Here is a 13,661-nt window from a genome sequence, read left to right as displayed (position 1 = left end):
AGGACGCTACGGCCGCTGCAAACTTCCCCGCCGATATCGTCAGTCCGCCTGACGGGAACGTGAGTCTTCCCCAATGAAAAACATTGATTTCAGCAAGATGGTGACTGTCGAGCAGCGTCAGAAAGAATACCGCCGGGCAACGCTTGAGGCTGTCCTGGCTTCTCGCCGGGCCGCATACCTGGCCGAGTCTGATCCGCTTCGCCTGGAGGCTGACTACGACGCACTGAGCCAAGGTCTCGAACCAAACTATGCCACGTGGCTTGCCTCCGTCGCCGCCATCAAGGCCCGGTTCCCACTGCCCAGCACTGTCGATCCGGTCGCGAACTGATCCGCGATCTAGCCCTGATGCCGCCTTGAGCGGTTTTTTTTCGCCTGGAGAAAACACATGCCGATCACCGAAACCCGCGGGGTGCGCAATCGAAACCCCGGGAACATCGACTACAACCCAGCCAACCAGTGGCAAGGCCAGCTCAAGCCAGACCCAGCCATCGAAAAGCGCTTCGCTCGGTTCGACACTGCCGAGAACGGTATCCGCGCCCTGGGCAAGGTGCTGCTGACCTACCAGCGTAAGCATGGACTGAAGACGGTGAAGGCCATCATCAGCCGCTGGGCGCCGTCGGTGGAGAACGACACCGCTGCCTACGTACGCGCTGTCGAAGCGAACACTGGTACCCGGCCAGGTGCCGAGGTCGACCTAACCCAGCCGGCGGTGATGGCTGGCTTCGTCAAGGCGATCATCCATCACGAGAACGCGGGGTATACCTACCCTGACGCGGTGCTGGCGGAAGGCGTGCGGCGGGCGCTGGCATGACGCCCGGGCAGATCCTGGCGGCGATACTGCTGGCCATGGCCATCAGCGCAGGCGGCACCTGGAAGGTTCAGGACTGGCGCCTGGGCAAGCAGCTCACCGAGCAAAGTGCCGCGCACCAGAAAGACCTCGACGCAATCACCGGCGAGGCTTGGCGTCAGCAGACGGCCGAACAGGACAAACGCATGGCCATCGAGCAGGATCTCGCGGCCCAGGATCAACAACACACTCGAGAACTATCCGATGCTCAACGCAATCAGGCTCTTCTGCGCGATCGCCTTGCCACTGCTGATGTGCGGCTGTCAGTCCTCCTTGCCGACGACCCAGCCAGTGGCTGCAACGTGCCTACCGCCGCCGGCGCCGTCGGCGTGGTTCATGCAGCCCGTCGAGCCCAACTTGACCCAGCGCATGCTCAACGAATTATCGCCATCACCGACGATGGGGATAACGCCGTGATTGCGCTGCGGGCGTGCCAGGCGTACGTCAGGGCTATCACGGACTGAACTTCGCTTAGCATCGAAAAGATGGCAGACTCGGCCGCGGCCGGGGAGGGCCGCACCTATGAAAAAACTATTCGGCGTCGCTGTTCTGCTCGCCCTTGGCGGGTGCGCAAACCATCCATTGGATTGCGCAATTGGCATCATCGCCTGGGATGACTGTTTGCCGGGGACCAAAGGATATGAGGTGCGGCAGCAGAGCCTGAAGAATCTCTCAGCAGCCCGAGCGGAAAAGAGCGCAACTGACGATGCCCTATGCCAGTCCTATGGAGCCAAGCCAGGGACAGACGCATACATCAATTGCAGGGTACAGAGGGACAAGTAGGCGCTTCCTAAACTGCGGGTCTTATCAATTCAGGGCCTTTGTTCCGCACATTGCCCACGGCCGTGTCGACCTTGAACCACTCGAAGGCCTCGGCCGGTTCGCCCTGGTGCAGCACCATCTGTTCGGCGCGCTCCTTGGGCGTGGCCGGGTCCAACCATTCCCGGGCTAGGTCCGGCGTCAGCACCACCGGGCGCCGGTCGTGGATGTCCACCATTCCGCCGGCGCTGTCGGCGGTGATGATCACGAAGCCGTCATGCTCGCCCGGGCCTTCATCACTATTGGGCAGTTGGCCAATGGCGGCGCACAGCACGGGTGCACCATCCCGCCGGCGGATCAGGTAGGGCTGCTTCTTCGGTCCGCCTTCGTCCACCCACTCAAACCAGTTGTCGATGGGCGTGATTGCCCGGTGCGGCCAGATTGCGCGGAAGAATGGGCCGTGGGCCACCTTCTCAACGCGGGCATTAATCGGCGCTGCACGGTCCTTTGCCCAGTGTGGCCGCCATCCCCAGCGCACCAGGTCGGCGTGCAGCAGGTCGCCCTGCAGGTGGAGTAGGGCGACTTGGGTTGTCGGGGCGACGTTGTAGCGTTCGAGCGGCAATTCGCCGACGGAGTTCGCCAGGGCATTAGGCATGTTCAACGCTGCCACGAAGTCGTGAATCCCCCGGTACTGTGTAAGTCTTCCGCACATGATGCTCTCCGCTTGTCGGACCTGCTGAACAGCTGCGCGCTGGCCAATCTCTACACTGTAGACACTGACCTCGAGTATTCGTCATGACGATCAACATTGAGCAAGTCAACGCGATGGAGGCGTGGTTCGCCTTGCGCACTGATCCTGAATTCATCTCAGCCACTCCAGAGCATCGCTACGACACGCGGCTCTCACTGGCTGATGATCTGCAACAGAAAGGCCTTATCGACAGCGGCGAGTGGCGTGAGCTGGTAGAGCAAGCGCAGGCCGCGTATATAGACGAGCTGGGCTGACGCGCCTGCTGCCAGATATTTCTCAGAGGATTTGATATGGATGGTGTAATTCTGAGCGCCAGGATCGAACGAGACGCGGATAAGCTGTTGGCACAGATTGCAAGGGCGGGCTCAATGATTGTGGCGGCCAAAGCAGGTGCTCGGGCCGACGGGTTCGTATTGGGTTTGGAGTCGGCGCGCGCGGTGGCAGATGAAACCATTGAACAGCTCTACGTCATCTTCGACACCGCAACTGAAGAACGCCTTAAAGCGCTTTCGAAGTAAGGTCCATAGCTGGGCGCTCTTGAGGCGCCTTCAGTTCCGCCAGCAGCCGCTGATTCTCCCTCAGCAAATAGTCGCGCTGTTCGGTTACCAGCTTGATGCCGAGGATTGAGGGCTCTGAGCATCGTTCTTTGAGATCATCAATTTCGATGCGGGCAACGTTGAGGCATGCCAGTGCTTCAGCTAAACGCGTGGCAAGTCCGTCGCTCATCTGAACCAGCCCAGCAATATTCCGACGAGCGCCACTTAACCGCTTTAAGGTTTCGTTCAGCTCGTCCTCGAGCAGGGCGCACTGATGCTTGTACATTTCCAGGGGCGTAGGGCAGCCGAGCCACGTTGAGGTGTCTTCGTCGATAGAGTGCATGGTGAGTAAATCCGAATGCTGTATGTTCATACAGTAATCGAGATCTAAGCACGACGCGATTTCAGGCGACGAGAGGTGTTCAGTCCGGAGCCAGGAGGACTGCCAAGGTCATCTTTATAAAGTCTTGGTTGTGATCAAGGGTGTATAAGGCGCCGCGTACGTTTTCAGCCACTTCAGCGGAGCCACGCTGCTCGACCCAGTTCGATATCTCCATGATGGAAGCCTCAAGGGCCATCTGGTTTTCGTAGAGCTTCGAGAGAAGGGGCGGTATCAGGTCTGAGTTGGGCATCGGTGTTACTCGAAGGAGGGCACAGCGTAGTAGTGGGCGTGTCTTTTAGGTAGTTTTGTTCTGTCGGCAGGACGCCGGTGGAATTGTATTGCGGTGCAATGTATCAAATTGCGGAGCATAAATGATAAGGGCCTGCATGAAGTTCATCATGCAAGCCCTTGATATCTATGGTGCCCGAACCCGGAATCGAACCGGGACGCCCTTACGAGCGGGGGATTTTAAGTCCCATGCGTCTACCAGTTTCGCCATTCGGGCGGTAGCGCGGTGCAGCAGGGTTGGGAATATATAGACCCAGGCGCTTGGATGCAAGGTCGAACGTTGTGTTTGTTGCATTCGCGCAAAGTTGAAAAAGCTTGCCAGATCAGTGCCCTACACGAGAAACCTGCCGTCGAGGCGAGGGTTTTGACACGCCACGACATGCTCCTGTCACCAGCTGACGCAGCCCTGAATTAGAGTGCGCCTGCGCATTCCTGTCAGGTCGGCTCATGAAATTTGCATCTGATCCCATCGTCACTCAACAGTTTGAGCAACGCATACGGTTATTAAAACCGGTCGACTATCGAGCTGCGGCATCGTGCTGACGGTTTTGCCGAGATGGATTTCGAGGGTGTCGTTCTGGCGATAAGCGACGAGCGCTTGGTCCGCTTGCATCACAACGGATTGGCCGTCACTGCGAATAACTGCTCGGCGATCCTGGCGTTTCAAGTGGAGGAGGTCGAAGCTGTCCTGCTGCGGGTCAGCAGCACGCAAGTGGCCATGCCCGTGACAATCATGCCATGGGCAATACTTGCGCACTGCTGCAGGAACCCGACGGGCACCTGGTGAATATCTTCTCAATGCCCGAACAGCTCAGACAAAGTGCTGCCCGCTGAACCCGCGTGGCAAGCGCTGCAACCCGGGCAGGTCGGTCAGGCGTTGCGTCCACGCACTGCGCCAGTCGCTGGCAGCGTGGGTCTGGGTTTTGCGCGCGGAGCGGCGGGCGGCATTGCGTTGTGTGCGGCGCGCTTCTTTGTAGGCTTCAGTATTGCGGCAGGTGCGGCATTTGACTCGGTTCAGCTCGGTGCTGGACGTAAGGTTGCTGCCGTGATGGCCGCAGGCTAGATGCCCGGCGACCTTGAAGTGAGTGACCATGTAAGCGTCTCCTTCTTATGGGGGTACGCGCATCCCAGACCAGCAGGTGCACGTGAGCAGGGCGGGGCAATTAACCCCGGCACCTCAGGGTTTTGACTCCAGGCGCGGCGCGGCGTTCGGTTTTGTTCCGCGGCGGGTTCGCGTTACCCTGTGAGGCCAACAATCATAAAAAGGAATGGATGATGACTGTCGACGTGTTGCCGCTGGAAGGCAGTTGCCGGTGTAACCGGGTGCGCTTCAGCGTGAGCCTGCCCCCAGTGATTACCATGGCTTGCCATTGCAGCGGCTGCCGGAAAATGACCTCAAGCGCGTTCTCCCTCAGCGCTTTGATCCCTGCCAGTGGCTTTACCGTGACCCAGGGTTGCCCAGTCATCGGCGGCTTGCACGGTGTGGACCGTCACTATTGCTGCCCGCATTGCATGAGCTGGCTGTTTACCCGTCCCCATGGCATCGACGAATTCGTCAATGTGCGCGCGACGTTGTTGGATGACGCCCACGACTACGTGCCGTTCATGGAAACCTGGACCAGCGAAAAGCTGCCCTGGGCCTCCACGCCTGCCGTCGAAAGCTTTGCGCAATTGCCAGCGCCGCAGGACTTTCCACGCTTGATGCAGGCCTACGCCGCGTTCAGCGCACGCTGAGTTCAGTCAATCAGTGCCAGCAGGTCTGTGTCGCCTACATCCACGCCCGCTTGGGTCAGCAGTGTGGTTGCCTGGCCTCGGTGGTGGGTCTGGTGATTGAAAAAATGCACCAGCAAGCCAAAGAACGGCTTGTGGTTCGCGGCGCCGCGCATGTTGTGATAACGCAGGTGCTGGTCCAGGTCGGAATCGCGCAGGCTGTGCGCCCACTCGATGATGAGCTGATCCAGCCAGGCGCGATGGGCTGACAGCACGCGCAGATCGGCAAAGGCCAGTTGCTTGAGGTCGGTGGGTGTGGCAATCGCACTTAAAGGGGCCAGCGCCGAAAAGCCCGCGGGATGCTGGGCAAAACGTTTGAGCCAGACGGTATCCCCCAGCGCGAGGTGATTCAGCGTGCCGAGGATTGAGCGAAAAAACGCCTGTCGATCCGCCGCCAGCTCCGCGTCCGTCAGCGTGCTGGCGGCGTCGTAGAGTTTGCGGTTCATCCACTGGTTGTAGTTGGCCATCAACACGATGTGCTCGATACGGTTCACGGGTGTTCTCTCTCAACGGCGCAGTGGCGTCATCATAGAGCGTGCCTGCCCGGCGGTCATGGTGTTCCAGCAGCGGCGGGCTATGGTTGTTGAATGCCAACACTGCGCCCTGGGAGGGTAAGACCATGAACACCAGCGATCTATTGGAACAATTGCTGCGCGGGCAGTCAGGCAGCGCCTCCTCGGGCGGTGGCCTGGGCGGCCTGTTGGGCGGTTTGCTCAAAAACACCAGCGCCGGCAATGCCTCGGGAGGCGGTGGGTTGGGTGGATTGTTGGGTGGCCTCGGTGGGCTGCTGCGCGGCGCGCCCGCCAGCGGTACGACGCAGGCGCGTTCCGGCGGGATGAATTACGCGGCATTGGCGTCTCTCGGGATGGCCGCGTTTCAGGCGTATCAGGCCTGGCAACGACAGCAGGCGTCTGCACCCCAGCAAGCCATTCAGACGGTTGACCAGCTCGACGGCCCTGAGGCCGAGGCCCACAGCCATGCACTGTTGCGTGCATTGATTGCGGCCGCCAAGGCGGATGGCAAGATCGATGCGCAGGAGCAACAGATGATCAGCACCGAGATTGGCCGCCACACCGACGACCCGCAACTGCAGCAATGGCTCGACGCCGAAGTGGCCAAGCCGCTGAATGCTGCGGATTTTGCCGAGTATGCGCGTGACCCGGCGGTGGCTTCGGAGATCTACCTGGCCAGCGTGATGCTGGTCAATGATCAGCAGCAGGAAGAGCGTAGCTACCTGGATGAACTGGCAGGGCAGTTGCAGATCGATCCTGATCTGCAACTGCACCTGGAACAGCAGGCCAAGGCTTAGAAACGTAGGGTGGCACCGGTCGTCAACCACTGATCGCGCGCGCCGCTCAGGCTCTGCCCGACGACGACATCCACATCCACCAACGCGCCGAGATGGAAGCGGGGCCCGGCCTGCCACGCCTGGTCGCCGCCTTCCTGGCCGTAGCGCTCACCGATCAGTGTCAAAGCATGCGCAAGCTCATATTCGAACCCCGTGCCCCAGGTCAGGCGGTGGGTTTGTTCGCCGCCGTTGTAGGCATGTGTCCAGCCGCCATTGAGGTTCAGGCGCAGCGCTTCGACAGGTTGCCAGGTCAATGGCACATTCAGGTCCGCGCCGTCGAACGCGTGCTGGCGGTCCAAGGCAAAATGCGACGTTGCCGAAACTGCCAGCTGTAGCCCAAGGTTCTCGCGTGACCACACCTGCGCCTTCACTTGCGGGCTGACCTGCGTTTGGGCATCACCGGCCTCGCTGGCGCGCGACAGTGCGGCGCTCCATTGCACCGAGGGCAGTGCGTTGAAGGTACAGGCCGGGTTCAAGGTTTCGCTGTGGCTGTTGCCTTGGTGCCGATTGGCGGTGTACCAGGCGTCCACATTGCATTCGCCCGGGGCGTTGACCGCGCCGTCATCAACCACATAGGCACCACCGGCCGCGTGAGCTTTGGAAAGCAGCGCGATGAGCAGGACAAGGCCCAGGGTCACGCCGATAAACGTCAGGTTACGTTGCAGTGCACGCCGCTTGGCCGGCGGCAGCAGCAACAGGGTATGGCGAGCGCCGCGATAGTGACGTGCGCGATATTTGGCAAACCCGTCTTGGCGATGAGGGGTGTGTTTTTTGTGCATGATGCACCTCGCTTGAATTCAGCTTTCTACGGTCAGCACCGAAATGCCGCTGGCTTTGGCCTGGCAGACCAGCTCCGAGGTGTCGTCACCACCCGGCAGGGCGATGACCACGTCGGGGCGGCTGTCGGTCAGCATGAAATGGTTGCGTTGGCGTTCCGCCTGCTTGCCATGGCGTTGCCAATTGGGCGGGTATCGCACCACGTCGATGCCGATTTCCCGCGCCCATTCCTCAACGTCACTGCCCAGAAATTGGTTGCCGCCGTGAATCAATACCTGCACCGGGCGCAGGCGGTGGTAAGCGTCCAGCACTTGGCGGGACTTTTTGGTGTCGGCGTAATGACGACCTGCACAGATCAAGACGCGCATGGTGAGAATCCTTGTGTTGCACGGTGGCCGCCGGGCGACGGCCACCGTTTTCAGAGGCGGGGGATCAGTACCACTGCTTGAAGCGGCGGATGTAGATCGTTTTCATCAGTTGAGCCACGCAGCAGTAGGCCAACAGCGTGCCGACCAGCCATGGGAAGTACGCCAGCGGCAGCGGCTGCAGGCCGACCAGTGTGCCCAGCGGCGAGAACGGCACGTAGATCCCCAGGCCGATGACGATGGCGGTCATCATCAACACCGGCCAGGCGGCCGTGCTCTGGAAGAACGGGATCTTGCGAGTCCGCAACATGTGCACGACCAGGGTTTGCGAGAGCAGCCCCTCGATAAACCAGCCGGACTGGAACAGGGTCTGCATTTCCACGCTGTTGGCGCTGAACACGTACCACATCAGCGCAAAGGTGGTGATGTCGAAGATCGACGAGGTTGGCCCGATCCAGATCATGAAGCGGCCGATGTTTTTCGCATCCCACTTGCGCGGTTTGGCCAGGTATTCCTTGTCCATCTTGTCCCACGGCAGGGCCAGCTGGGAGATGTCGTACATCAGGTTTTGCAGCAGCAGGTGGATCGCCAGCATCGGCATGAACGGAATGAACGCACTGGCCACCAGCACCGAGAACACGTTGCCGAAGTTGGAACTGGCGGTCATGTTCAGGTACTTCATGATGTTGCCGAAGGTTTCGCGGCCCTTGAGCACGCCTTCTTCCAGCACCATCAGGCTCTTTTCCAGCAGGATGATGTCGGCCGATTCCTTGGCGATGTCGGTGCCGCTGTCCACCGAGATGCCCACGTCGGCATCGCGCAGCGCTGGTGCATCGTTGATGCCGTCGCCGAGGAAGCCCACAGTGTGGCCGTTGGCTTGCAGCGCTTTGAGCACCCGCGATTTCTGCAGCGGCGTCAGCTTGGCAAACACGGTGCGTTCTTCCACGCGGCGCAGCAGCGTCGCGTCGTCCATCGCTTCAATTTCCACGCCCAACAGTGGTTGACCAGGTTCCAGGCCGACCTGGCGGCAGATCTTGCTGGTGACCACCGCGTTGTCGCCGGTCAGCACCTTTACCGCCACGCCAATTTGCTGCAGCGCTGCAATCGCCGGGCCCGCAGTTTCCTTCGGTGGGTCCAGGAAAGTCAGGAAGCCCTGGATCACCAGGTTGCGCTCATCAATCGTGGTGTACTGCTGGCGAGCCAGCGATTTAGGGATGTTGCGGGTGGCGACCACCAGTACGCGAAAGCCATCCTCGTTGTAGTCATTGGCCAGTGCCAGCAGCTCGTCACGGCGACGATCATCCAGCGGTACTGCAGCGCCATCTTCCATAACGTGGGTGGAAATGCTCAGCATCTCTTCCACCGCGCCTTTGCACACCAGCAACTGGTCGCCGGCAGCGTCCTTGACCACGATCGACAGGCGACGGCGCACGAAGTCGAACGGCAACTCATCGACCTTGCTGTAGGCAAATGGCCGCTGGAACTTGGGATTGTGTTCCGAGAACTGCACCACGGCCTGGTCCATCAGGTTTTTCATGCCGCTTTGGTGGTAGCTGTTCAGCCAGGCCAGGGACAGCACCGCATCATCACGTTGGCCAAAGGCGTTGACGTGGTGTTCGAGGATGATCTTGTCCTGGGTCAGGGTGCCGGTCTTGTCGGTGCACAGCACATCCATCGAGCCGAAGTTCTGGATCGCATTCAGGCGCTTGACCACCACTTTGCGCTTGGCCATGGCGGTCGCGCCCTTGGCCAGGTTGGCGCTGACGATCATCGGCAGCATTTCCGGGGTCAGGCCCACGGCTACCGCCAGAGCAAACAGGAACGCGTCGCCCCAGTCGCCTTTGGAGAAGCCATTAAGCAGGAACACGATCGGCACCATCACCAGCATGAAGCGAATCAACAGCCAGCTGACGCTGTTGACCCCACGGTCGAACGCGGTTTGCACCCGCGAGCCGACAATCGCCTTGGCCAGCGAGCCAAAATAAGTGCGCGGCCCGGTAGCAACCACCACGGCCTTGGCGCGTCCGCTGACCACGTTGGTGCCCATGAAGCAGATGTTGGGCAGGTCCAGCAGGTTGCCCTGGTCGGCCGCCAGCGAAGAGGCGGATTTTTGCGTGACGTCACCGAGCGTGTCGTACTTTTCGACCGGCAAGGCTTCACCGGTCAGCACGGCCTGGCTGATAAACAGATCGCGGGATTCGATCAGGCGCACATCGGCAGGGATCATGTCGCCGGCCGACAGTTGCACGATATCGCCGGCGACCAGGTCGCGCATCGGCACTTCGCGCAGCGTCGGCTGGGCGCCGACTTGTTCACGCCGCAGCACAGTGGCAGTGGTGCGCACCATGGCCTTGAGTGCTTCGGCGGATTTGGCCGAGCGGTGTTCCTGCCAGAAGCGCAGCAGGCTGCTGAGCAGCACCATGGTCATGATGATGATGACTTTGGTCAGGTCGACTTCTTCACCCGCCTGTAACGGCAGCCAATAGTCGGTGACAAAGCTGATGCCCGCCAGGGTCAGCAACACGTAGATGAAGGGATTGTTCAGCGCCTGCAGGAACTGGACGATGGCGTGAGGCGGCTTGTCGTGGGCCACTTCGTTGTAGCCTTCGCGTTGCAGACGCGCCGAGGCGTCCAGTTCGGTCAGGCCATCCTGGGTGGCTCGCACGTTGGCGAGGGTGGCCTGCAGGCCGTTCTGGGCTTCGCGGGCGGCGCGCATCGACAGTTTGGTGTCGGTGTCGGTGCCATTTTTCTTGTGCAGAGGCGTGTTTTTTACGGCGCTCATTGTCTGTACTCCTGTCGCCAATTCTCGACAAAACATACCCGGTACTTACCTGAAGACAGGCGAGCGAAAGCATGCCGAGCCGCAAACTTCGCGATCGGTTTAAATAAGGTGTTCACATAACTTCTACAGCGCCCGCCAGACGCGCGTTAGTTAACTAACGCGCAGCGGGCTACTACTGGACGTGTTCATAAAGAACTCCAGAACATCAATTAGAAAGTTGCTGTTTCCAGCCGGGTTAAGCGCTGCGAGTGCTCAGGTAAAGTCCGAACATCAGGCGCGCTTGAGCCAGCATGGAAACCTGGGGTCTCTGCGGGTCTTGAGGGTCGGCATGGTCCCAATGCTGCAGCAGTTGGCCGCTGGCAGGGCACAGATGCCAGTGCGCCAACACAGGGGCCGGACGCGCTTGGTCTTTGCTGGCTTGAGGGGAGGGTGCAGCAAACGTGGCCCGGGTAGGCGAAAAGCCTACGGGCTCGCGGCACAGCTTGGCGCGCAGAGCGGCGGCCAGCGTACGTACATCGGGCAAAGCAATGAGTTGGAAGGTCATAACACACCTCGGGACCGGACGGGCGACCGGTGAGGCAGTTACGGTGGAGCATCAAGCTCTAGCGCAGCTTACCGGACCTGGAAGGCGAGTCCTGTCATATTCTGGGTTTGGCGCCCGATGCCCGCTAAAGCGGTGCTCGGACAGCGACTAGATACTGTGTCCATTGGCTTCTTTTGTGAGGTTTAAAAAAGGCCCCAGTTGCGGGCACGGGCAATCTACTCAGACGGTTACAAAATGTCAACGCATGATTAATTAAATGCGCCCGTGTTCAGAGTTTATTCAGACAAGGGGCACGGTTAGTTGTGGGCTATATAACTTCATACACCCCGTGCAGCCAGAACCGCCAGATAGATCAACACTAAACCACACGCGCCGTAACTGACGCGCTGCCACAGCGGCGAGGCATTTTTGCGTAACAGATGGACCAGCGCCGCAATCAGAAAACACGACAGCACTGACGCCAGCATGAAACCTGCAAAAAACATCAGGGTTTGCCCAGCGCTGGGCGTAGCGCCGACGATCCCGGACAAGGCGCTGCCCAACGCGCCCCAGTACACAATGTTCTTCGGGTTAGCCAGGGACATGGCCGCGCCAACCGCCAGTGCGTTCCGACCGGAGTGGGCCGGCCCGCTGTCTGCTGCGGGCAGGTGCCAGGCGTCGATCAGACTGCGCACGCCGAGCCACGCCAGGTAAACCGCGCACACTATCGTCAGCGGAACGCGCACGGCTTCGTGTTCAATCAGCAGGGCGATGCCGGTGAGGCCGATCACCGCCCAGGCGGCGTCGCCCACCAGTGAACCGATTTGCACCAGCAAGGCAGAGGTGAACCCATGGAGCAAGCCACGGCGCAGGGTTTCTGCCAGCACCGCGCCGGGCGAGAGGCAAAACACAAAACCGAATACCAGCGCGTAAAAAAAGATCGTCACCATGCCCGCTTTCCTTCAACAGAGGCGCGCAGTGTGCGGCTGTGTGGCGCAGGCGTCTTGAACCAGATTGCGCTTTCAGCGTTTCAACAGGCTTTGGTAGCGGCCTGGGGTGATGCCATAGGCGGCGCGAAAATGCCGGTTGAGATGGCTTTGATCAGCAAACCCCAGCTCATGCGCGACGTCGCTGGCCGAGGCGCCGCGGCGCAAGAGTCCCTTGGCACGACAGGTACGCAATTGCATCGCCCACTGCCTGGGGCTCAGCCCGGTTTCTTTCTGGAAGGTGCGCAACAGGTGGAATTTGGACAGGCCCAGCTCATCGCCCAACTGGTCCAGCGGCAGCGCTTGGCTCAGTTGCTCGGCGAGCAGCTCCTGGGCCCGGCGGATCATGCCTTTGCCGCCCGTCGCAGTGCCGGGCAGGCGCACACCGCTGGCACCGACCACTTCACCCAGCAGCAGAACCAAGGCGTCTTCGTTAATCTCGCGGAGCAATGGGTCGTCGTTCAAGGCACCCTTGACCGCCGCAGCCAGGCGCTGTGCCAAGTCTGGCTGGAAGCACAGCGAGCGATCAAACTCCAACTGGGCCAGCCCCAGGTCAGCTGCCAGCGCGTCGGCCGCGACGTACAGGCTGACAAAATGCCAGGGCGCACCATCAGCTGCGCCGCCACCTTGAATCTGCCCAGGGTTGTACAACGTAATGCTGCCGGGCCCGGCCTGGAACTCGCGGCGGTCGAGCCAAACGCTTTCCTCGCCGGCCAGGTTCACGCCGATCACGCATTCATCATGGCTATGGCGGGCAAAGGTCAGGCCGGTGCAGCGTGTATGGGTGACTTCGTAGTTGCCCAGCCAGGCGTGTTGCATGGCGCTCATCGGGTCGGCTCGATAGAAAATCAGCCGTGAGCATACGCTGACAAAGGTGTTCAGATCGACCATTGGCTGCGACGCGCGCCTAAGATGCGCACTGTGAGCCGGTCGCTATTCGGGGGCTGAGCTCACTGGCCAGGATGACGGTTCAGTAAGCTCTGCACCTTCCAAAAACAGGTTCAGGGTTTTAAATACTTCATTGACGCAAACGTGGAAGCGAGCTTTTTATAAATACGCTCGTCATCACTATCGATATCGCCATCCCCGTCGGCATCCAGTGCACCCTTGATGGTGCGGTAACTGCCCAGGTAGTCAGGGTTGCTGGCGACGACAATGACGTCGGGACGGTTAAGGTCGCGATTGCCTTTTCGGTAATGCAGGATGCTGACATCGGTTGCCGGGCTGTCGCTGAAGCCCATCAAAATACGGTCATAGAGCCTCTTGCTCTCATCCCTAGGGCTCAAGGTGGCCATGGCAGTGATGAGGTTCGCGGCAGCCAGGTAGTAGGAGGCATCCTCCTCGTCATGGTCGCCATCCCCATCTGCGTCATTGGTGGGTGACGAGGCGTCGTACGTCCAATTGTCATTCGTTGAATACAGGGTGATGCGGCTATTGGGGTTGCTTAAATCACTGTTGCCTTCGTCAAAGCGAGACATCACCACTTCAGGATTGCCTGCGCCGTCGGTGTCTCTGAATTCGTAGAGCTGTTTGTGTTTCATGTCGGT

The 13,661-nt window shown here is 60.2% G+C and carries 20 protein-coding genes and 1 tRNA gene; 7 read left to right on the top strand and 14 right to left on the bottom strand.

Annotated features, from left to right (window positions below; all coding sequences use genetic code 11):
* The first annotated feature begins 73 nt into the window (after positions 1–73).
* From AC19YS_RS28835 to AC19YS_RS28825, 3 genes are read left to right on the top strand one after another with little or no spacing between them, the layout of a single operon-like run.
* Positions 74–328: a hypothetical protein gene (locus tag AC19YS_RS28835; RefSeq protein ID WP_500603211.1), complete on the top strand. Its 255-nt coding sequence runs from the start codon at positions 74–76 to the stop codon at positions 326–328.
* Between the two features lie 57 nt (positions 329–385).
* Entirely contained in the window at positions 386–811 is a 426-nt protein-coding gene (locus AC19YS_RS28830) for a structural protein (protein ID WP_500603209.1), read from the top strand.
* Complete coding sequence (locus tag AC19YS_RS28825) at positions 808–1,311, top strand: lysis system i-spanin subunit Rz (RefSeq protein ID WP_500603208.1); 504 nt, start codon at positions 808–810, stop codon at positions 1,309–1,311. The genes AC19YS_RS28830 and AC19YS_RS28825 overlap by 4 nt, the downstream gene beginning before the upstream one ends.
* 326 nt (positions 1,312–1,637) lie before the next feature.
* On the opposite strand, the gene AC19YS_RS28820 is transcribed toward AC19YS_RS28825, so the two are convergent.
* The gene (locus tag AC19YS_RS28820) at positions 1,638–2,318 is read right to left on the bottom strand and encodes an SOS response-associated peptidase (protein ID WP_500603207.1); all 681 of its coding nucleotides are present in this window, start codon (positions 2,316–2,318) and stop codon (positions 1,638–1,640) included.
* An 83-nt stretch (positions 2,319–2,401) separates the two neighbouring features.
* Between AC19YS_RS28820 and AC19YS_RS28815 the strand changes: the two genes are divergently transcribed.
* A complete protein-coding gene (locus tag AC19YS_RS28815) occupies positions 2,402–2,611 on the top strand; it encodes a hypothetical protein (RefSeq protein ID WP_179608780.1) in 210 nt (69 codons plus the stop codon).
* A gap of 36 nt (positions 2,612–2,647) precedes the next feature.
* Complete coding sequence (locus tag AC19YS_RS28810; protein ID WP_169366766.1) at positions 2,648–2,875, top strand: hypothetical protein; 228 nt, start codon at positions 2,648–2,650, stop codon at positions 2,873–2,875.
* Here AC19YS_RS28810 and AC19YS_RS28805 read toward each other — a convergent pair.
* The 5 genes from AC19YS_RS28805 to AC19YS_RS28785 all read right to left on the bottom strand — a co-directional run bounded on the left by AC19YS_RS28805 (position 2,856) and on the right by AC19YS_RS28785 (position 4,656).
* On the bottom strand, positions 2,856–3,236 hold the full coding sequence (locus AC19YS_RS28805) for a hypothetical protein (RefSeq protein ID WP_179608777.1): 381 nt from the start codon (positions 3,234–3,236) through the stop codon (positions 2,856–2,858). The two genes, AC19YS_RS28810 and AC19YS_RS28805, sit on opposite strands and share 20 nt — an antisense overlap.
* 79 nt (positions 3,237–3,315) lie before the next feature.
* Positions 3,316–3,525 carry a hypothetical protein gene (locus AC19YS_RS28800; protein ID WP_500603206.1) on the bottom strand — a complete coding sequence of 70 codons (210 nt, stop codon included), beginning with the start codon at positions 3,523–3,525 and terminating at the stop codon, positions 3,316–3,318.
* A gap of 168 nt (positions 3,526–3,693) precedes the next feature.
* Positions 3,694–3,780: transfer RNA gene (locus AC19YS_RS28795), tRNA-Leu, on the bottom strand.
* 255 nt (positions 3,781–4,035) lie between these two features.
* The gene (locus AC19YS_RS28790; protein WP_500603205.1) at positions 4,036–4,275 is read right to left on the bottom strand and encodes a hypothetical protein; all 240 of its coding nucleotides are present in this window, start codon (positions 4,273–4,275) and stop codon (positions 4,036–4,038) included.
* Between the two features lie 99 nt (positions 4,276–4,374).
* Positions 4,375–4,656, bottom strand: coding sequence for a hypothetical protein (locus AC19YS_RS28785; protein WP_106579126.1), 282 nt, complete (start codon positions 4,654–4,656; stop codon positions 4,375–4,377).
* Positions 4,657–4,838: 182 nt separating this feature from the next.
* Between AC19YS_RS28785 and AC19YS_RS28780 the strand changes: the two genes are divergently transcribed.
* Positions 4,839–5,297 carry a GFA family protein gene (locus tag AC19YS_RS28780; RefSeq protein ID WP_106579127.1) on the top strand — a complete coding sequence of 153 codons (459 nt, stop codon included), beginning with the start codon at positions 4,839–4,841 and terminating at the stop codon, positions 5,295–5,297.
* Positions 5,298–5,299: 2 nt separating this feature from the next.
* On the opposite strand, the gene AC19YS_RS28775 is transcribed toward AC19YS_RS28780, so the two are convergent.
* Positions 5,300–5,827: a DinB family protein gene (locus AC19YS_RS28775; RefSeq protein ID WP_500603204.1), complete on the bottom strand. Its 528-nt coding sequence runs from the start codon at positions 5,825–5,827 to the stop codon at positions 5,300–5,302.
* Positions 5,828–5,952: 125 nt separating this feature from the next.
* Between AC19YS_RS28775 and AC19YS_RS28770 the strand changes: the two genes are divergently transcribed.
* Positions 5,953–6,642 carry a tellurite resistance TerB family protein gene (locus tag AC19YS_RS28770; protein ID WP_106579129.1) on the top strand — a complete coding sequence of 230 codons (690 nt, stop codon included), beginning with the start codon at positions 5,953–5,955 and terminating at the stop codon, positions 6,640–6,642.
* On the opposite strand, the gene AC19YS_RS28765 is transcribed toward AC19YS_RS28770, so the two are convergent.
* The 7 genes from AC19YS_RS28765 to AC19YS_RS28735 form a co-directional block, all read right to left on the bottom strand.
* Positions 6,639–7,460, bottom strand: coding sequence for a PA4824 family protein (locus AC19YS_RS28765; RefSeq protein WP_500603203.1), 822 nt, complete (start codon positions 7,458–7,460; stop codon positions 6,639–6,641). The genes AC19YS_RS28770 and AC19YS_RS28765 overlap by 4 nt on opposite strands.
* A gap of 18 nt (positions 7,461–7,478) precedes the next feature.
* Positions 7,479–7,826 (bottom strand): DUF2493 domain-containing protein, encoded by a 348-nt coding sequence (locus tag AC19YS_RS28760; protein ID WP_106579131.1) that lies wholly within the window; start codon positions 7,824–7,826, stop codon positions 7,479–7,481.
* 64 nt (positions 7,827–7,890) lie between these two features.
* Entirely contained in the window at positions 7,891–10,605 is a 2,715-nt protein-coding gene (gene mgtA / locus AC19YS_RS28755) for a magnesium-translocating P-type ATPase (RefSeq protein ID WP_124417538.1), read from the bottom strand.
* Between the two features lie 235 nt (positions 10,606–10,840).
* Complete coding sequence (locus AC19YS_RS28750) at positions 10,841–11,149, bottom strand: hypothetical protein (RefSeq protein ID WP_124417537.1); 309 nt, start codon at positions 11,147–11,149, stop codon at positions 10,841–10,843.
* Positions 11,150–11,466: 317 nt separating this feature from the next.
* Entirely contained in the window at positions 11,467–12,078 is a 612-nt protein-coding gene (locus AC19YS_RS28745; protein WP_124417536.1) for a LysE family transporter, read from the bottom strand.
* A gap of 72 nt (positions 12,079–12,150) precedes the next feature.
* A complete protein-coding gene (locus tag AC19YS_RS28740) occupies positions 12,151–12,942 on the bottom strand; it encodes a helix-turn-helix transcriptional regulator (RefSeq protein ID WP_500603202.1) in 792 nt (263 codons plus the stop codon).
* 173 nt (positions 12,943–13,115) lie between these two features.
* Entirely contained in the window at positions 13,116–13,655 is a 540-nt protein-coding gene (locus tag AC19YS_RS28735; protein ID WP_124417534.1) for a hypothetical protein, read from the bottom strand.
* Positions 13,656–13,661 lie beyond the last annotated feature (6 nt).

Source organism: Pseudomonas sp. MF08831 (assembly GCF_059862645.1).
Note: the sequence above shows the minus strand (reverse complement) of the source record. Positions and strands in the feature narration are given on the sequence as shown.